Origin of the sequence: Nocardioides eburneiflavus, assembly GCF_004785795.1 — a bacterium.
In the GTDB taxonomy this organism is placed as follows: Bacteria; Actinomycetota; Actinomycetes; order Propionibacteriales; family Nocardioidaceae; genus Nocardioides; species Nocardioides eburneiflavus.
Genome location: NZ_SRRO01000001.1, coordinates 2085199 through 2099028, shown reverse-complemented (window position 1 = coordinate 2099028; position 13830 = coordinate 2085199). Strand labels below are relative to the sequence as shown.

General features: G+C 67.6%; 14 protein-coding genes. 11 read left to right on the top strand and 3 right to left on the bottom strand.

Going from position 1 to position 13830, the window contains the following annotated elements; all coding sequences use genetic code 11:
* Positions 1-302: 302 nt before the first annotated feature.
* Complete coding sequence (locus tag EXE59_RS09830) at positions 303-1550, bottom strand: IS256 family transposase (protein ID WP_135838745.1); 1248 nt, start codon at positions 1548-1550, stop codon at positions 303-305.
* A 364-nt stretch (positions 1551-1914) separates the two neighbouring features.
* Here EXE59_RS09830 and EXE59_RS09825 point away from each other — a divergent pair, with 364 nt between their 5' ends.
* From EXE59_RS09825 to EXE59_RS09805, 5 genes are all read left to right on the top strand, one after another.
* Positions 1915-3480, top strand: a complete 1566-nt coding sequence (locus EXE59_RS09825) for a helix-turn-helix domain-containing protein (protein WP_135838744.1) — start codon at positions 1915-1917, stop codon at positions 3478-3480.
* Positions 3477-4316 carry a DUF2637 domain-containing protein gene (locus tag EXE59_RS09820; RefSeq protein WP_135838743.1) on the top strand — a complete coding sequence of 280 codons (840 nt, stop codon included), beginning with the start codon at positions 3477-3479 and terminating at the stop codon, positions 4314-4316. Before EXE59_RS09825 ends, EXE59_RS09820 begins: the two co-directional genes overlap by 4 nt.
* A 147-nt stretch (positions 4317-4463) precedes the next feature.
* Positions 4464-4709 carry a hypothetical protein gene (locus EXE59_RS09815; protein WP_135838742.1) on the top strand — a complete coding sequence of 82 codons (246 nt, stop codon included), beginning with the start codon at positions 4464-4466 and terminating at the stop codon, positions 4707-4709.
* Complete coding sequence (locus tag EXE59_RS09810) at positions 4706-4921, top strand: hypothetical protein (protein ID WP_135838741.1); 216 nt, start codon at positions 4706-4708, stop codon at positions 4919-4921. Before EXE59_RS09815 ends, EXE59_RS09810 begins: the two co-directional genes overlap by 4 nt.
* The gene (locus tag EXE59_RS09805) at positions 4915-5568 is read left to right on the top strand and encodes a hypothetical protein (protein ID WP_135838740.1); all 654 of its coding nucleotides are present in this window, start codon (positions 4915-4917) and stop codon (positions 5566-5568) included. Before EXE59_RS09810 ends, EXE59_RS09805 begins: the two co-directional genes overlap by 7 nt.
* Before the next feature lie 6 nt (positions 5569-5574).
* Here the strand turns inward: EXE59_RS09805 and EXE59_RS09800 are convergent, their stop codons facing one another.
* Together EXE59_RS09800 and EXE59_RS09795 are read right to left on the bottom strand one after the other, a co-directional pair.
* Positions 5575-5922, bottom strand: coding sequence for a hypothetical protein (locus EXE59_RS09800; protein ID WP_135838739.1), 348 nt, complete (start codon positions 5920-5922; stop codon positions 5575-5577).
* Complete coding sequence (locus tag EXE59_RS09795; RefSeq protein ID WP_135838738.1) at positions 5919-6929, bottom strand: hypothetical protein; 1011 nt, start codon at positions 6927-6929, stop codon at positions 5919-5921. The genes EXE59_RS09800 and EXE59_RS09795 overlap by 4 nt, the downstream gene beginning before the upstream one ends.
* 857 nt (positions 6930-7786) lie before the next feature.
* Here EXE59_RS09795 and EXE59_RS09790 point away from each other — a divergent pair.
* The 6 genes from EXE59_RS09790 to EXE59_RS09765 all read left to right on the top strand — a co-directional run bounded on the left by EXE59_RS09790 (position 7787) and on the right by EXE59_RS09765 (position 13777).
* Positions 7787-8302 (top strand): hypothetical protein, encoded by a 516-nt coding sequence (locus tag EXE59_RS09790; RefSeq protein ID WP_135838737.1) that lies wholly within the window; start codon positions 7787-7789, stop codon positions 8300-8302.
* Entirely contained in the window at positions 8302-11085 is a 2784-nt protein-coding gene (locus EXE59_RS09785) for a hypothetical protein (protein WP_168218471.1), read from the top strand. The genes EXE59_RS09790 and EXE59_RS09785 overlap by 1 nt, the downstream gene beginning before the upstream one ends.
* 432 nt (positions 11086-11517) lie before the next feature.
* A complete protein-coding gene (locus tag EXE59_RS09780) occupies positions 11518-11790 on the top strand; it encodes a hypothetical protein (RefSeq protein ID WP_135838735.1) in 273 nt (90 codons plus the stop codon).
* A gap of 4 nt (positions 11791-11794) precedes the next feature.
* A complete protein-coding gene (locus EXE59_RS09775) occupies positions 11795-12025 on the top strand; it encodes a hypothetical protein (protein ID WP_135838734.1) in 231 nt (76 codons plus the stop codon).
* A gap of 81 nt (positions 12026-12106) precedes the next feature.
* Entirely contained in the window at positions 12107-12658 is a 552-nt protein-coding gene (locus EXE59_RS09770; RefSeq protein WP_135838733.1) for a hypothetical protein, read from the top strand.
* Between the two features lie 171 nt (positions 12659-12829).
* On the top strand, positions 12830-13777 hold the full coding sequence (locus tag EXE59_RS09765) for a hypothetical protein (protein WP_135838732.1): 948 nt from the start codon (positions 12830-12832) through the stop codon (positions 13775-13777).
* Positions 13778-13830 lie beyond the last annotated feature (53 nt).

Genomic DNA, 13830 nt, shown 5'->3' with positions numbered 1-13830 from the left:
GGGCGGTCAGTCCGGCTGGTTCGCGCGCCAGGCGTCGGGAGGGAGAGAAGGCGAAGCCCGAGCGACCGAGTGACGAAGAAGCATGACGAGACCGATAAGTGGTCGACGAGATGCGAGAGGGTAGGTAGAGATCAAGACGGGTACGTGTAGGACCAATCCGCTCCACGTCTCGCTGTCGCCTGTGCCTCCCCAGCCGTCTGCACCCAGTCACTCGCTGCCCAGTGCGGTCCGCCTTCGATGAGCCCTCACGGGTCAAGTCCTGTGACGTGGTGTACGACGGGTGATCCCTCGTCGTTGGTGGGTCAGGCCGTGATGGCCTGAAGGGCTGGTTCGTTCATCTCCTCGTCGGTGGTGGTGGTGTCGAGGGCCTGTGATCGGGCGAGGACGTCGAGTCCGAGGTAGCGGCGTCCTTCGGCCCATTCGTCGTGCTGCTCGGCCAGGACGGCGCCGACGAGCCGGATGACCGATGTCCGGTCGGGGAAGATCCCCACGACGTCGGTGCGTCGGCGGATCTCGCGGTTGAGGCGCTCGTTGGGGTTGTTCGACCAGATCTGGCGCCAGATCTCCTTCGGGAACACGGTGAAGGCGAGGATGTCGTCGCGCGCGCTGTCGAGGTGGTCGGCCACCGCAGGGAGCTTCTCGCTCAGCGCGTCGACGACGCGGTCGAACTGGGCGTGGACCGCCTCAGCGTCGGGCTGGTCGTAGATCGAGTGCAGCAGCGCCTTGACCCATCCCCAGCTGGACTTCGGGGTCGCGGACATCAGGTTCGCGGCGTAGTGGGTGCGGCACCGCTGCCACGAGGCGCCGGCCATGGTGGCGGCGATCGCCGCGGTCAGTCCGCGGTGAGCGTCGCTGGTGACGAGCCGCACCCCGCACAGGCCCCGGGCGGTCAGGTCGCGGAAGAACGCCAGCCAGCCGGCGCCGTCCTCGCTGGTGGTGACCTGCACGCCGAGGATCTCGCGGTGCCCATCGCCGTTGACGCCGGTCGCGACGAGCGCGTGGACCGGCACGACGCGGCCACCCTCGCGGACCTTGAGGACCAGGGCGTCGGCAGCCACGAACGTGAACGGTCCGGCCTCGGCCAGCGAGCGGGTGCGGAACTCTTCGACGTGGGCGTCGAGCTCCTTGGCCATCTCCGAGACCTGGGACTTCGACAAGCTGGTGATGCCGAGTGAGGCCACGAGCTTGTCCATCCGACGCGTCGAGACACCAAGCAGGTAGCAGGTCGCCACCACGCTGGTCAGCGCCCGCTCGGCACGCTTCCTGCGTTCGAGGAGCCACTCGGGGAAGTAGGACCCCTGCCGGAGCTTCGGGATCTCTAGATCCAGAGTGCCGGCACGGGTGTCGAAGTCGCGGTGCCGGTAGCCGTTGCGACGGTTGACCCGTTCCGGGGTGCTCGTGCCGTACTCGGCGCCGCAGACGGCGTCGGCCTCAGCGGACAGCAGCGTGTTGATGAACGTGCCGAGGAGCTCGCGCAACAGATCGGGGCTCGCCTGGGCGAGCTGTTCCTCGAGCAGGCGGGCAGGGTCGATACTGGGGGTGACGGTCATCGTCGTGTCCTTCTTCGAGTCGGTTGTAGGAGATCACTCGAAGGATCACGCGGTGGCCGTCACTGCTTCTACAGCGACACGCTCACCGGGAGCCGTACACCACTCTGCTGGACGTCACTCCCTCACGTCGCTCTCGAAGCCAAGGTCACCCCTGTCCGACGCCGAAGGCGTGAGGACTGGGTGAGCCTCTTCGCCTCGTATCGCTCTCGTGCATCGCTGTTCGCCTGCGATGGCTCGATCCCTCCGGCCTCGAAGTACCGCTCGTTTTCGCCGACCTGCTGCTGGTGCCGTTACCCGCGTCTCGTCTGACCGTCTCCGGGGAGCGTTGTGCGTACCCGCCGCACACCTGGTCAGTCAGCAACAGATGACCCACCAGATTCTCTGGGTACAAACCCTTCGGGTTGTACCCATATCGGAGGTACTTCCCGTGACAGGTGCAGCGAACGTCAACCCCCTGGACGCCCACGACTCCGTGCTCGGCCCCACCGCGAAGGCGCACCACGACTCCCCGCCACAGATCGCCTTCGGAGCGCTCGCATGTCGAGCCCTCGGCGCTGGCATCCCGACCGACGATCTGCTCGCGTGGTGCCTTCGACTCGACCGTGCAGACATCAAGCAGATCGCCAAGACGCCTGCCCAGTACGAGCCGCTGCTCGACTCTGCTTCGGCGCGTGTCGCCTCGTCCTCCTCCCTCGACGGGCGCGCGCAGAAGCGGGTGACTGCGGCTCGCCGTCTCGTCGTTTGTCTCCTCTCACCGATGCCTGCTCATGTAGCGGTCTCCTCCAGCCAGAACGTCGGAGCCCGGCACGCACTCGCGGCGATGGGACCAGAGTTCTTGAAGCGCTCCCTCGACGACGGCTACGACTCGATCGTCATGGGCGGTGACCGACTTGCCACCCTGATGGGCGTCGAGCGCAAGACGGCCGACAGGTACCTCGACACCCTGGAGACGGCGGGATGGATCCGTCGCAAGAAGCGAGCGGGCGGCCTCGCTCGCGCCTGGCGTCTCCCGCGCCTATCGGCCGAAGGCGACCGGATTGCGTGGGCCCACTCGGACCTCGTCAACGCCCTCACCGATCGGGACCTCACCAACCCGTTCGTCGAGGTCTTCTTCGCGGCCTCACACCCCGCCGTCGGGTACGGCGAGAAGTACGTCGATGGTCAGCCGGTCAAGGCTCGCGTCGGCGGGTTCTCGTGGCTCGTTGGGCTGCTCGACGAGGCCGGTGTGGACCCAGTCGACGTCGGCATGACGAAGCGGACCGTGAGCCGCTACCGGAAGGCATGGCTCGCGGCCGTCACCGAGGGGGACACGATCACCGAGGGGCTGGACGCTCACGGCGCGGCTCATGGCTCCGACCTTCTGCACGGCATCGCCCTAGACGCGTACCACGCCCGGGCGTATGACAGAACGACCGGCGCCGAGGCGAAGCGCGAAGTGAAGGGCCGCGTGCACCAGGGCCTCGCGACCCTCTTGGCCCAGCACACCATCCCGAAGGCAACGGCCAGGTTCGAGCGCCGGAACACGTGGACAGCCGCCATGACGTCCGCCGTGTCGTCGATGCCGGACGAGATGCGGCCCTACCTCGCCAAGGCACTCGCCTCAAAGATGCGGGCCAGGCGCTTGAGGTACTCCCCGATGGATGCAGTCACGGCGGCTGCCCAGATCGCCGGAGCGTGGCCGAGCGCCCCCTACGTGCTGGACGCCCTCCTGGGGACACACGAAATCCCCGCCCTCGACGCTGAGTCGAGCGATCGCGACGCGTGGGTCGACGCTGCGTCGACGTCAGCGTCGGCGTTGCCGGAGGAGATGCGCCACGCCCTCGCCAAGGGGCTGTCGTCCAAGTTGGAGAAGGTCGGTTACGAGGGACACGTGGCGGCGAAGGTCGCCGCCCGTGTCGCTGGCCTCGATGCGAAGGGGGTTGCGGCATGAGCCGTGTACAGAAGTGGTTGCTGACCGTGCTCATCGTGATTGGTGGAGGCGCTGGAGCGCTGGCCGCGGTCGCTACGTCCCAGGTCGCAGTCGACACGGGTGCGGTCGCGACGCCCGCGCTCGGCTGGCTGTTCCCGCTCATCATCGAGGGCGGCGCCGTGGTGTCGGTCGTACTTGCATGGCAGAGGACCGCGGCCGGGCTGAGCGCTGCCGCCGAGTACTCCGCCCTCCTGATCCTCCTGCTGCTCACTGTGGCGGTCAACGCCACGCACGCGGACGGCTCGTCCTGGTTCGGCGTGCTGCTGGCGGCCTCGCCGCCAGTAGTGCTCGCGGGAAGCGTCGAACTGTTGCTGCGCAACATGCGAACCCAGCGCCTGCCCGGCTGCGTGAGTGCTCGGCCAGTGGGCGCTGAGCGCCCGAGTGAGCACCTGAGCGCACCGCTCGCTGAGCGCCCGGGCGACACATCGAGCGCCGTTCCCCACAAGCCTGCTGAGCGCTTGCTGAGCACTCCCGCCCTCAGCACCGAGCGCCCTGCCGTCGTAGTGAGCACCGAGCGAGCACCGCTCAGTGAGCGCTCAACCAGCGCGCAGACGAGCGCTCAGCCAGTGAGCACCGAGCGCGCCGCCGCCGCGTCAACGCCGCGAGCACCCCGCGTGACGACGAGCGCCAAGCCTGCGAACGCGAAGCCGAGCGCGGCCGAGAAGCAAGAGCATGTGGCGGCCCTCCTGGCCGAGAACCCCGAAATCAAGGGGCCCGAGGTGGCAGCGCGTCTCGGCCTCGGGCCCTCGACTGCTCGGAAGTACCTGAAGAAGGCGCGCGAGGCCGCGGCTGCCTGAGCACCCTCCTGGAGAGCGTCCCGAGCACTCTGCTCGGGCCTTCGGGGAGGGCCGTGTCAAGGACGTCCGCATGTGCTCCTACGAGCAGAGAGCAGACCGCTCTCGGACCTTCCGGCCCGCCCCAGGGCCTATCCCCAGGAGCACCCCATGAGCATCCCCAGCGTGACCCTCGACGTCGCCATCAGTGGCGTCTGGTGCGAGGCAGAAGCCACCCACAAGCCCGAAGACGAGTGCACCGAGATCTACGTGGCCACGGACGACGGCTACCCGATGTACATGGCGACCGTCCACGGGCACCTCACCCACTGCGAGGTCCGCGCCGCGGTCGAGTCTCTCGCCTTCGGTCGGCCGAGCAACCTCAGGTGGTTCGATCTACGCCGGAGCGCGGCGTGACGATCGTCGACTTCGTCCTCGCCACCGGCACCCACCTGGTTGCCGAGTGGACATATGACGACGAGGCCCGGCCCGTCACCGTCGTGACTCTGACTCGCTGCCCCGAATCCGTGACGTACCAGATGAGCGGCCACGTGCGGCCGAAATGCGCAGTGACTCATGCCGCCACCACGGATCGGGTCTTGTGCCGCGCAGAACCCGTCGCATGCTGATGGTCATTGAGGCGCCGGTGGAGCACGACGGTTCGCCTGACACATGGGCTGACCCGGCCTACGTGGTCACCGGGTCGTGGACCCACGACCAGGAGGGCGAGCCCGTCACCGTCCTGGCGATCGCTGACGGGAACATGGGCATGCGGGTCTGGAGGGACACCCGTCCGGGCCACCTCTCCCCCGAGGTGGTCCTCGACGTGGCGGCCCACCACCTGCCGCCCGCACCCTCCTGGGCTGGCTTCGGCCGACGCGACCCCGACCCCGTCGAGGCAGCGGTCGCTGGGGACACGACGGTCCGCGTCAAGGCACCGTTGACCGGAGCCGAGATGGACGTTCAGATGCGCGTCCTCACCGGCCGAGTCGCCCCGTTCGGCCGGGGGGCCCTCGACCTGTCCGCCCTAGACGTCTCCGACGCGATGCGGGACGAAGCCCGGCATCTCGTGCGTCAAGCGTTCCGGTCAGGTGGCCTCGCCGAGGTAGAGCGTCTCCGTGACGACCTGATGCACCGCGCCCACCTGGCCCTCAACCACTGCGCGGACTGGCGGGCCCAGGAGGGCCCGGGGCACCCCGCACTACGCGTCGCACCATTGACCCGGCACCTGCAAAGAGCCGCCACCAACCTCATCGCCGAGTACCACTCCTACTGACCTGTACTACGGCACGTCCGAGGCGTCGGTCTGGCCCGCAGTGGAAGCCGCAGTCTTCGAGGACCCCAGAGCCAGAACGCCAAGCGCACAGAGGCCACCCACGACGACAATGACACCCACCATGATGAGCCACTTCGCACCATCAGCCCCCAGCGACAGTGCGCTGCCGAAGACAGCCAGTGTCATTCCGAGCCAAGTAAGGAGGCTTGCGAAACGCCCCGCGAAGTCATGGTTGGGATTTTTCAGCCCGAACGTCCACTCGCGTCGAACGATCAGGTCGAGGAGGGCACCCATTACCGCAAGGGCGACACCGGCCGCGGTCAAACCGTCGACGATTACAGCGGTCTCGGTCATGGCTTCAGCAGTCCCAGCAGATTCTTCGGCAACGACGTGCGACCACCCTCACGAAGGAAGTCGGCGTAGACGAGCAAGAACCGCAGCAGCAGCCCCACTCCAGCGAGGAAGAGGGTGGACACGACTACACGCCATCCCCAGTGCAGGTACATCTCGCCGAACGTCATGACGACCACCGGGACGACCATTCCGAGGACCGCCAGCGCGATGAGCACCCGGATCGCCAACGAGAAGCCCTCCGGCTGTCGCGCCGCATCAAGATTCTCCTGCGCGAGCCTCTGTTCCTGGCTGAGTTGCTCCATCGCGGCGGTAGCGCGATCGACAGCAGTGAGTCGCCACTCCCGATTCGCCCGACGCGTCTCCACGTCGATGCCCGGCCCGGGCATCCGGATGTACGGATCTAGGTATGAGGACATTCCTGCGAGCGCACCCTTCCTCGCCTTCTCCTCCGCCTCACGGGCCGCCAGGATCGCCACGTGGCATACCTCGTCATAGACCCAGCGCCATAGGTCCGGCTTCGATGCGGTGACGTCGTTCTCTCGACGAAACTCGTCCCAGTCCGGATGCCGCTTGCGCACTGGAACCAGCGGAGCGATCGCGCCGACGGCAGCGCTCATCTCCTGGTCGAGCGCAGCAACCTGCCGAGAAAGCAGTTCGCGGTCCAACCCCTCTCCGTCCTCCTCGACAGCATCGAGGACCGTCTCCACATCCAACTGCCGACCGTGGGTGGTCGCCTCGAATGCCGCCGTGAAGACGGCATGGTCTTCCAGAAGATCGTTGACCTCGCCGGACTGGAACGACGCTCGGGCAGCGGCGTGCTGGCTCTTCGCTGTCTCGAAGCGTCGCTTCAGATCATCCACGCGACGTTGGGCCGAGGCCTGCTCTGCGTGCAAAGCCACGTATCGAGTGACGAGTAGACCGCCGACGATCGCAATCATCGCCGCCGAGGCCTGGGTCAGTGCAGAGAGCAGCCAGTTGACGTCCGCGACGGCGTAGACCGATGTCACCGCCTCTGCCTGTCGACGTCGTCAACGACCTTGCACAGGAGCGCGGCCTCACCGCACAACAACCACCGAAGCATGAGCGCCATCCTCCCGTGCGGCGGTGACGCGTTCGGTCGGACACACCGGAGATGCGGCCGCTCACCTTGAGTTCAGCGCCGTCCCGGCGCCCAGCCTGATGACTCACGAATCACCTCGCCCAAGCCGCCGAGCGGATTGCGCTAGCCCTATTCCGGAGCCGCCGAGGTCAGTTTCCCCCGTCCGCCGGGCGGATCAGGGCTGCTGTCACCCACGACTGCGACATCAGGACCTCGGATCCGGTGCCCGTCGAGTACGACTCCACACGGACGATTAACGCCTCCCAGCCGCGCCGATCCGTGTGCCGCCACGCCAGAAGGATGCCCGGCACCGGCACGGACCACACGCCGGTCAAGTCCACCCAGACATGAAACGGGGGTTGACGTGGCACGCACACAGAATAGAACAGGCGTTCGAGTGGACGCCCGCCTGTGTTGCTGCCCGCTCGCGCCGCTGGGATACGAACAGCACGTCTGCCTCGCGGGTCGACGGTAGCGGCTCGCCGTCAGGACGGAAGCCCGGAGTCCTCTTCGGCGCATCGTCGCTCGAATGGCCACTCCCCGGCTGCCGAGCGTGCGTAACCAGTCACGCGGACCGCCGGTTTGAGGGACGCGGCATAGGACCAGCGCCGTGTCATGGACGGTCCAGACACGGACACCTTCAGATACCCCGGTCGACAAGCCGGGCGCCAGAGGACCAAGAGATGACGACCCGCCCGCAGGGTCAGCCAGGACGACGAGCGCCTGGGTGCGGTGCCATTCCACACCTCACCAACTGGAGCAATCATGCACGTCCTCCCCGCCCTGGACCAGGGCACCGCCGAGCACTCGCTCGCACCGCACGACTACGTGGTAGCCACCGTTGACCACACCTACCAGCGGCCCGCCACGAACGGCCCGAGCCGCCCCGAGTACGTCACGGCCCGATTCGCGGTCGACGGCATCTGGGCCAACGGCCAGGCCAGCGAGCGCCACGCCGTGACCGTGACGGTCGAGATTTCGACCCGCCGACGCTCAGGCACCCACTACGACCACATCGTCGAGCCCATCGTCACGTGGCGACACTACGACCACCACGACGGCTGGACTCTCATCTCCTCTCGTCCTGACGAGGTCGCCGTCTACACCGAAGAGGCAAATGCCGACGGTCACACCGACCGCACTGAAGCGCGGGAGGCGGCCCGCGGTCTGGTGCTCGCCCTCCTGGCCGACCCCATGTGGCTGCGCCCCCTGCTCAACGGTGAAGCGCAGAGCATCGGCGCATGCCTCGCGCTCGCTGGCGCCGAGAGGGGTGACGCGTGATGGGTACCCCGTCCTGGCTTGCAGCCATCCAGCCCGTCGAGAAGCCGACCGTCACCAAGGACACCGGCGACGCGGAGTCCGTCACCGGCAAGGTGCTTGAACTGCACCCCACCCAGCCCGTCTCTCGCAGCGCCGCGAAGGTCAATGACCTTGACACCACCGACTCCGAAGTCGTCGACGGCGAGGAGATGCCTGAGGGCATCGAGACCCAGCACCTCGACTGGTTCGACTCCCGCGGCATCCCCCTGGAATGGGCTGCCTACGAGGTCGACGCCCGCTCCATCGCGAACCGTCCGGCCGAGTGGCCCGAGGGCCTGCGCGGCTTCGCCGAGACCGGCGGCGGCATTCGATTCACGTACGCCTCCATCACCGGCGGCCCGGGCTGGGACCAGTGCAAGCCGGACAACCCGACTAAGGACGAGAACGGCCGCACGCGCAAGTACGTCGGCAACTCGGGCGACACCACTGGCGAGCGACTCATCATCACGAAGTCGATGCGTGCTCGCTTCGAGGCTAGCGAATACAAGCGGGTGATCATCACTGAGGGCACCGGCCAGACGCTCGTCGTGTCGTGGCTCTACCGCGACCAGGACGAGGTCCTGGTCATCGGCGTCCCCGGCTGCTGGGGCTGGAGCGCGGCGGGCATCGCCGCCCCCGAACTCCACGCCGCCTGCGCCAAGGCCCAGGAGGTGTTCGTCTTGTTCGACAAGGACGTGCTCACCAACCCCTACGTCTACGACGCCGGGGCCCGCATCAGCACCGTGGTCGACGGCGCCACCGGCACCCGCCCCCGCTTCCCGAGCCTGCCCACGTCGGGCACGCAAGGTGTCGACGACTGGGTCGCCGGGACCTTCCGTCGCGGCGACGGCACCATCGACGACGTCGAGGCTCGCCGCGCGCTCAACAACCTCATGAAGTCCAAGACGGCCAGCAAGCCGCTGTCCGCCAAGCGGCCTGCCGGGAAGGGCCTGCTCACCACCGCCGGAGTCGTGCGGACCCCCGACATCAACCGCGACGAGTGCTCTATCAGCATGCGTGACCCCTACGTGCCGGACGGAACCGTCACCATCGCCGCCTTCGCCCCCTACATCGAGCGCATGTACGTCGCGACCTCGCGCCTCGACAAGAAGGCCCGCAAGATCTCGGTGTCGGACATCGCGGTGCAGACGCCCATCGGCCTGCTGCGGGTCGAGGAGTGGCCGACCGAGCACCTCAACCGCATTGACGACTGGCTCACCCAGGCGGGCTACCCGCTCGGCGTGTGGGTCAACTCCGATGGCAACGCCGCCCAGATCGTGGCGGCCATGAAAAACGACGCCGAGAAGCGTGGCATCGGCATCACCACCATGTCCCAGGAGACCGGCTGGACGACTACCGCCGAGGGGTGCGCCTTGTACGTTGAGGCAGTCGGTGGCATCACCGCCGACGGCTACACCCGCAGCGACTCCAAGGCACTGCTCGACGACCCCAACGCGCAGCGGTTCGACCTCTCCGACCTGGAGTCGGCCGACGACGAGGCCCAGCGCAAGGCGCTCCGCGAGACCGTCCTGGCAGGCGACCTGTTCGCCGACCCCACCTGGTGGATCGTCACCGCGGGCAACATCATGTGGGCCGGGTCCGGCCACATCCCCGAGGGCATGACCTTCCTGCTCGGCAAGTCCAACTGGGGCAAGTCCGCTCGCCAGCGCGCCGTCGCCAAGATGTTCGGCCCCGAGTACAAGATGGAGACGCTCCTCGGCAAGAACATCCGCAACGGCTCCGACATCGCCCAGGGCTTGCACAACGCCACCGCCATTCCCGACGACTTCGCCGAGGACGAGAACAACCAGGCCTCATACAACGAGCAGGTCGCCATCCTCGACATGCTCGCGCGTCGTGCGGGTGGCTCGGAAGACGAGTCCAACGGTCGCCAGACCAAGCGCGAAGGCACCCGAGGCTGGGTCAACGGTGACCCCGACCCGTCGCAGGTCGCCTTCTCCGGCAGCGGCGAGACCTTCCCGGGCGCCGAACTCCGATTCTCCTCCCGCATGCGCGTGCTTACCGTGGCCATCGGTCCGAACGGCTGGACCAAGGCCGACGGCACCGACCGGTTCGGCGACTGGAAGACGCTGGGTGAGTCCGGCACGCTGCGCCTCGGTCACGCCTCGTACCTGCGCTGGGTCGCCGGTCAAATCGACAGGGTCGGCGGTTTCGACGCGTGGGTCGCGGGCCTCGGCAAGCGGCGCGAGGCGCACAAGGACCTGCTGTGGAAGCGAGCCCCCGAGATCCCCAAGGACCTCAACCGTGTCCCGCTCGTCGCGGCCGGTCGACTCGTCGGCTGGGAACTGCTGGTCGAGGCTGCGCTCGCGACCGACGCCATCACCGTCGACGAGGCCGAGGGCCTGAAGGCCAAGGCGTTCGAGGTCGTGCTGGCCGCCATGGTCAAGCACTACAACGACCACCTGACCGGCGACGTTGGCCGCCTTGACAAGGCCGCGCTGCTCAGCCTCATCCGTGAGGCCATCGCCACCGGTGACTGGGACGTGACCGGTCTTGGCACCAAGGGCAACTACGGGTCCGCCCGGACCATGGGTGCCGACCACGAGCGCGACGGCCAGGCGTACGTGTGCCTCATCGCCGCGGCGGTCGCCGAGGCTGTCGGCATCAAGCGCACGAAGGTCCTCCCGGCTCTGCGCGAGGCGTCCGAGGGCGGCAAGCCGCAGGACCTCTGGTGGGGCGGTAAGTCGGTGTCGTGCTACTGGGTCAAGCGCGAAGACCTGTTCCCCGACAAGCCGACCGACTGACCGGCAGCGTCCCGCGCGAAGGCCCCTTCCTCATTGCGAGGGAGGGGCCTTCGGGTTGTGGATCCTCGGAGATCGAGACGGGCGCACGACGTCCCGGTTCGCTGGCCAACGCACAGAACGGGCGCCAGGAGGGTCCCAGAGGCCATCCTCGGAGAAGTGAAGATCCGAGGGGCCAAGAAACCCGAGGGAAAATCCGAGGGACGTTTTCGCAGTTCAGAGGCCCTTTTGCTCCGATCCTCGGATCCTCGGATCTTGTTTTGGAGATTCCTGACCCCCTGGCGCACACACTTTTCGCACCACTGAATTGTGTGCGTGCACTGGCGGTGCTCCTCGTTTCCGCGATCGAGTTCTCCGAGAACCGAGGACCCTGCCCCGTGTCAAGGACGCCGCACGCCCCGTCATCTGTACCAACACCTCTCTCAGGAGTCACAGATGACGATCACCTTGACCGGGACGCAGGCATCCATTCGAGCGATGTACGACCACGGCATCCGCCTGAACGCGTTCGTCAACCTCGACGGCAACGTCGACCAGTACGAGGTCCACTCCCCCAGCGGTTACTCCCTCCACTACGACCGCGGTCTCGCTCTGGTTGCCTACGCCGACGCGTGCGAGGCAGTCGCCGCCCGCACCTCGAACCGGCACGAGGCCGACCGGCTCTCTGACGAGGCCGCTCGCGCCATCCTCTCGGCGTTCGGTGCGTGAGGCCATGACGCTCACCGCTGGCGAGATGCTCTGCTGGCCGCTCGCCGAGGACGCGGCCCGCCTGGTCGCCGAGTGCGACAGCGCCACGGACGCGCTGGCCCGCCGCGGGACCGTCCTGGACTCAATGGCGATGCAGTGGGTCGACGACCACGGCTGCGACCTGTCCGTCACGGACGCGGCGCACGCCCTCGCCCACGCGCTGTTCAACACCGATTACCAACGCGGAGTCCTCTAACGGGTCAAGCGCCTGGCCGTGTCCCCGGCTACCCCTGGTCCAAGAGGGGCACCCGCCCTCCACCACCCAGGAGGACCAGAGATGTGCCGAGGACCGAAGAACTCCCCGAAGTACCGACGCTGCCTGTCGAGCATCCCAGCATCGCAGGGCGGCACCCGCGACCTGTCGAAGGCCGTGGCCGCGGAGGTCCGCCGCGCGATCGCCGCGGGCGAGGCACTGGACCCGCGAGACGACCTCGGCGCCGCGATCTCCAGGGCTGAGGCAGATGCGGCCGCGCACGAGGCCTGGCTGGCCTCTGAGCCCACCGCTCTAGAGATCGAACTGAGTCGAGTGGGCCTCGCGGGCCTCGACAGTCGATACGGCTTCGGGCACTCCGTCCACCTCCGCCCAGCCGACCTGGACGCCCTCGACGTGCCCGGCGTTGAACCCGCACCGTCACTGCCTGCTGACGCCGGTGTTCTGGACGGCGTCACGCTGACGGCACCTCCCTCGGGTGGAGTCTGGACGCCTCTCACGGGCCTGACCCTCCTGTGGACCGGCGTGGGCGACCACCTCACTCGCGAGACGTATGCCGCTCGTCTCGGCGCCTGGTTCACTGATTTCTTCGAGGCGCTGCGCCAACGCGGCATCTGATCGCTGTCCCGAAGCGTCGATCGACGGGAGAACTCCGAGCCGAGACGCGGCGTACCCGAAACGGTGTGCCCCGTCTCGCATGTCGGGGAGCCCATAGCGCTGGGCCGTGTCCCCGCACACCCCACGGAGCGAGCCGCAACTCTGCGGCCCGTTACCCCAGCGGGAGATTCCATGCAGTACATCCTCGCCCGGCTCCACGCCCGGCTCTCCGTCCAGCCCTCCGACGAGCAGGGCTCACTCATCCTCGACGTCCTCATCGGCATCGCTATCTTCGCCCTCATCGCGATCATCGCTGTCTCGGCCATCGGCCAGTACCGCCAGCGCACGTACGAGCAAGGCGCCGTCAGCGACGTTCAGACGCTCGCAAGGGCACTGGAGGCCGCCCGCATTGACGGCACGGGGTATCCAGCCGTCGGCCCTGTGAACGCCTCCGCCTTCGACACCATCCTCACGCCCAAAAACTCGGCCCAGATGCTTGCCGTCGGTTCGTCAGGCGAGGACTTCACTCTCTGTGTTGAGCACTCGACCAGCGGTGCCCGGGCCGTGTACGACTCGCTCGCTGGTGGCGTCATCGAATCCGAGCGCACTGGCGGTTGCGACTCCGCGTACGTACCCATCGAGATCCCGGTCGAAGTACCGACCAACCCGGTCGACCCGGACGACCGCGACGGCGACGGCCTCACCAACGACCTGGAGACCGCCGAGGGATTCGACCCGGACGACGCGTACTCGTGGCGCCTGATGGGCTCCGACGTCACGAACCCCATGGGCGTCAACGACTACCAGGTCTTCCACTCCGTCGACACCGACGCCGACGGCATGTGGGACTTCATGGAGGTGGCGGAGAGCAAGTCCAACGGCTTCCCCGGCCGGGCGGGCGACCTGGACTGGAACGACCCCGACACCGACGGTGACGGCGTTGGCGACTGGGACGAGATTGGCAACGACCTCGACCCAACCGACCCTCACTCGTGGGTCAAGGATTACCCCTGGGTCAGCGATCACATGGGTGTGACCGACGGCGACCACTGGGACGGCATCGACAGCGACAGCGACGGAGTGCCTGACTCGGCGGAGGTCCAGAACGGTACCGACCACATGGACCCGAACTTCAACTGAGCCACCCAGGAGCGGGACGAGACCACCACGGTCTCGTCCCGCTCCTCGCCGAG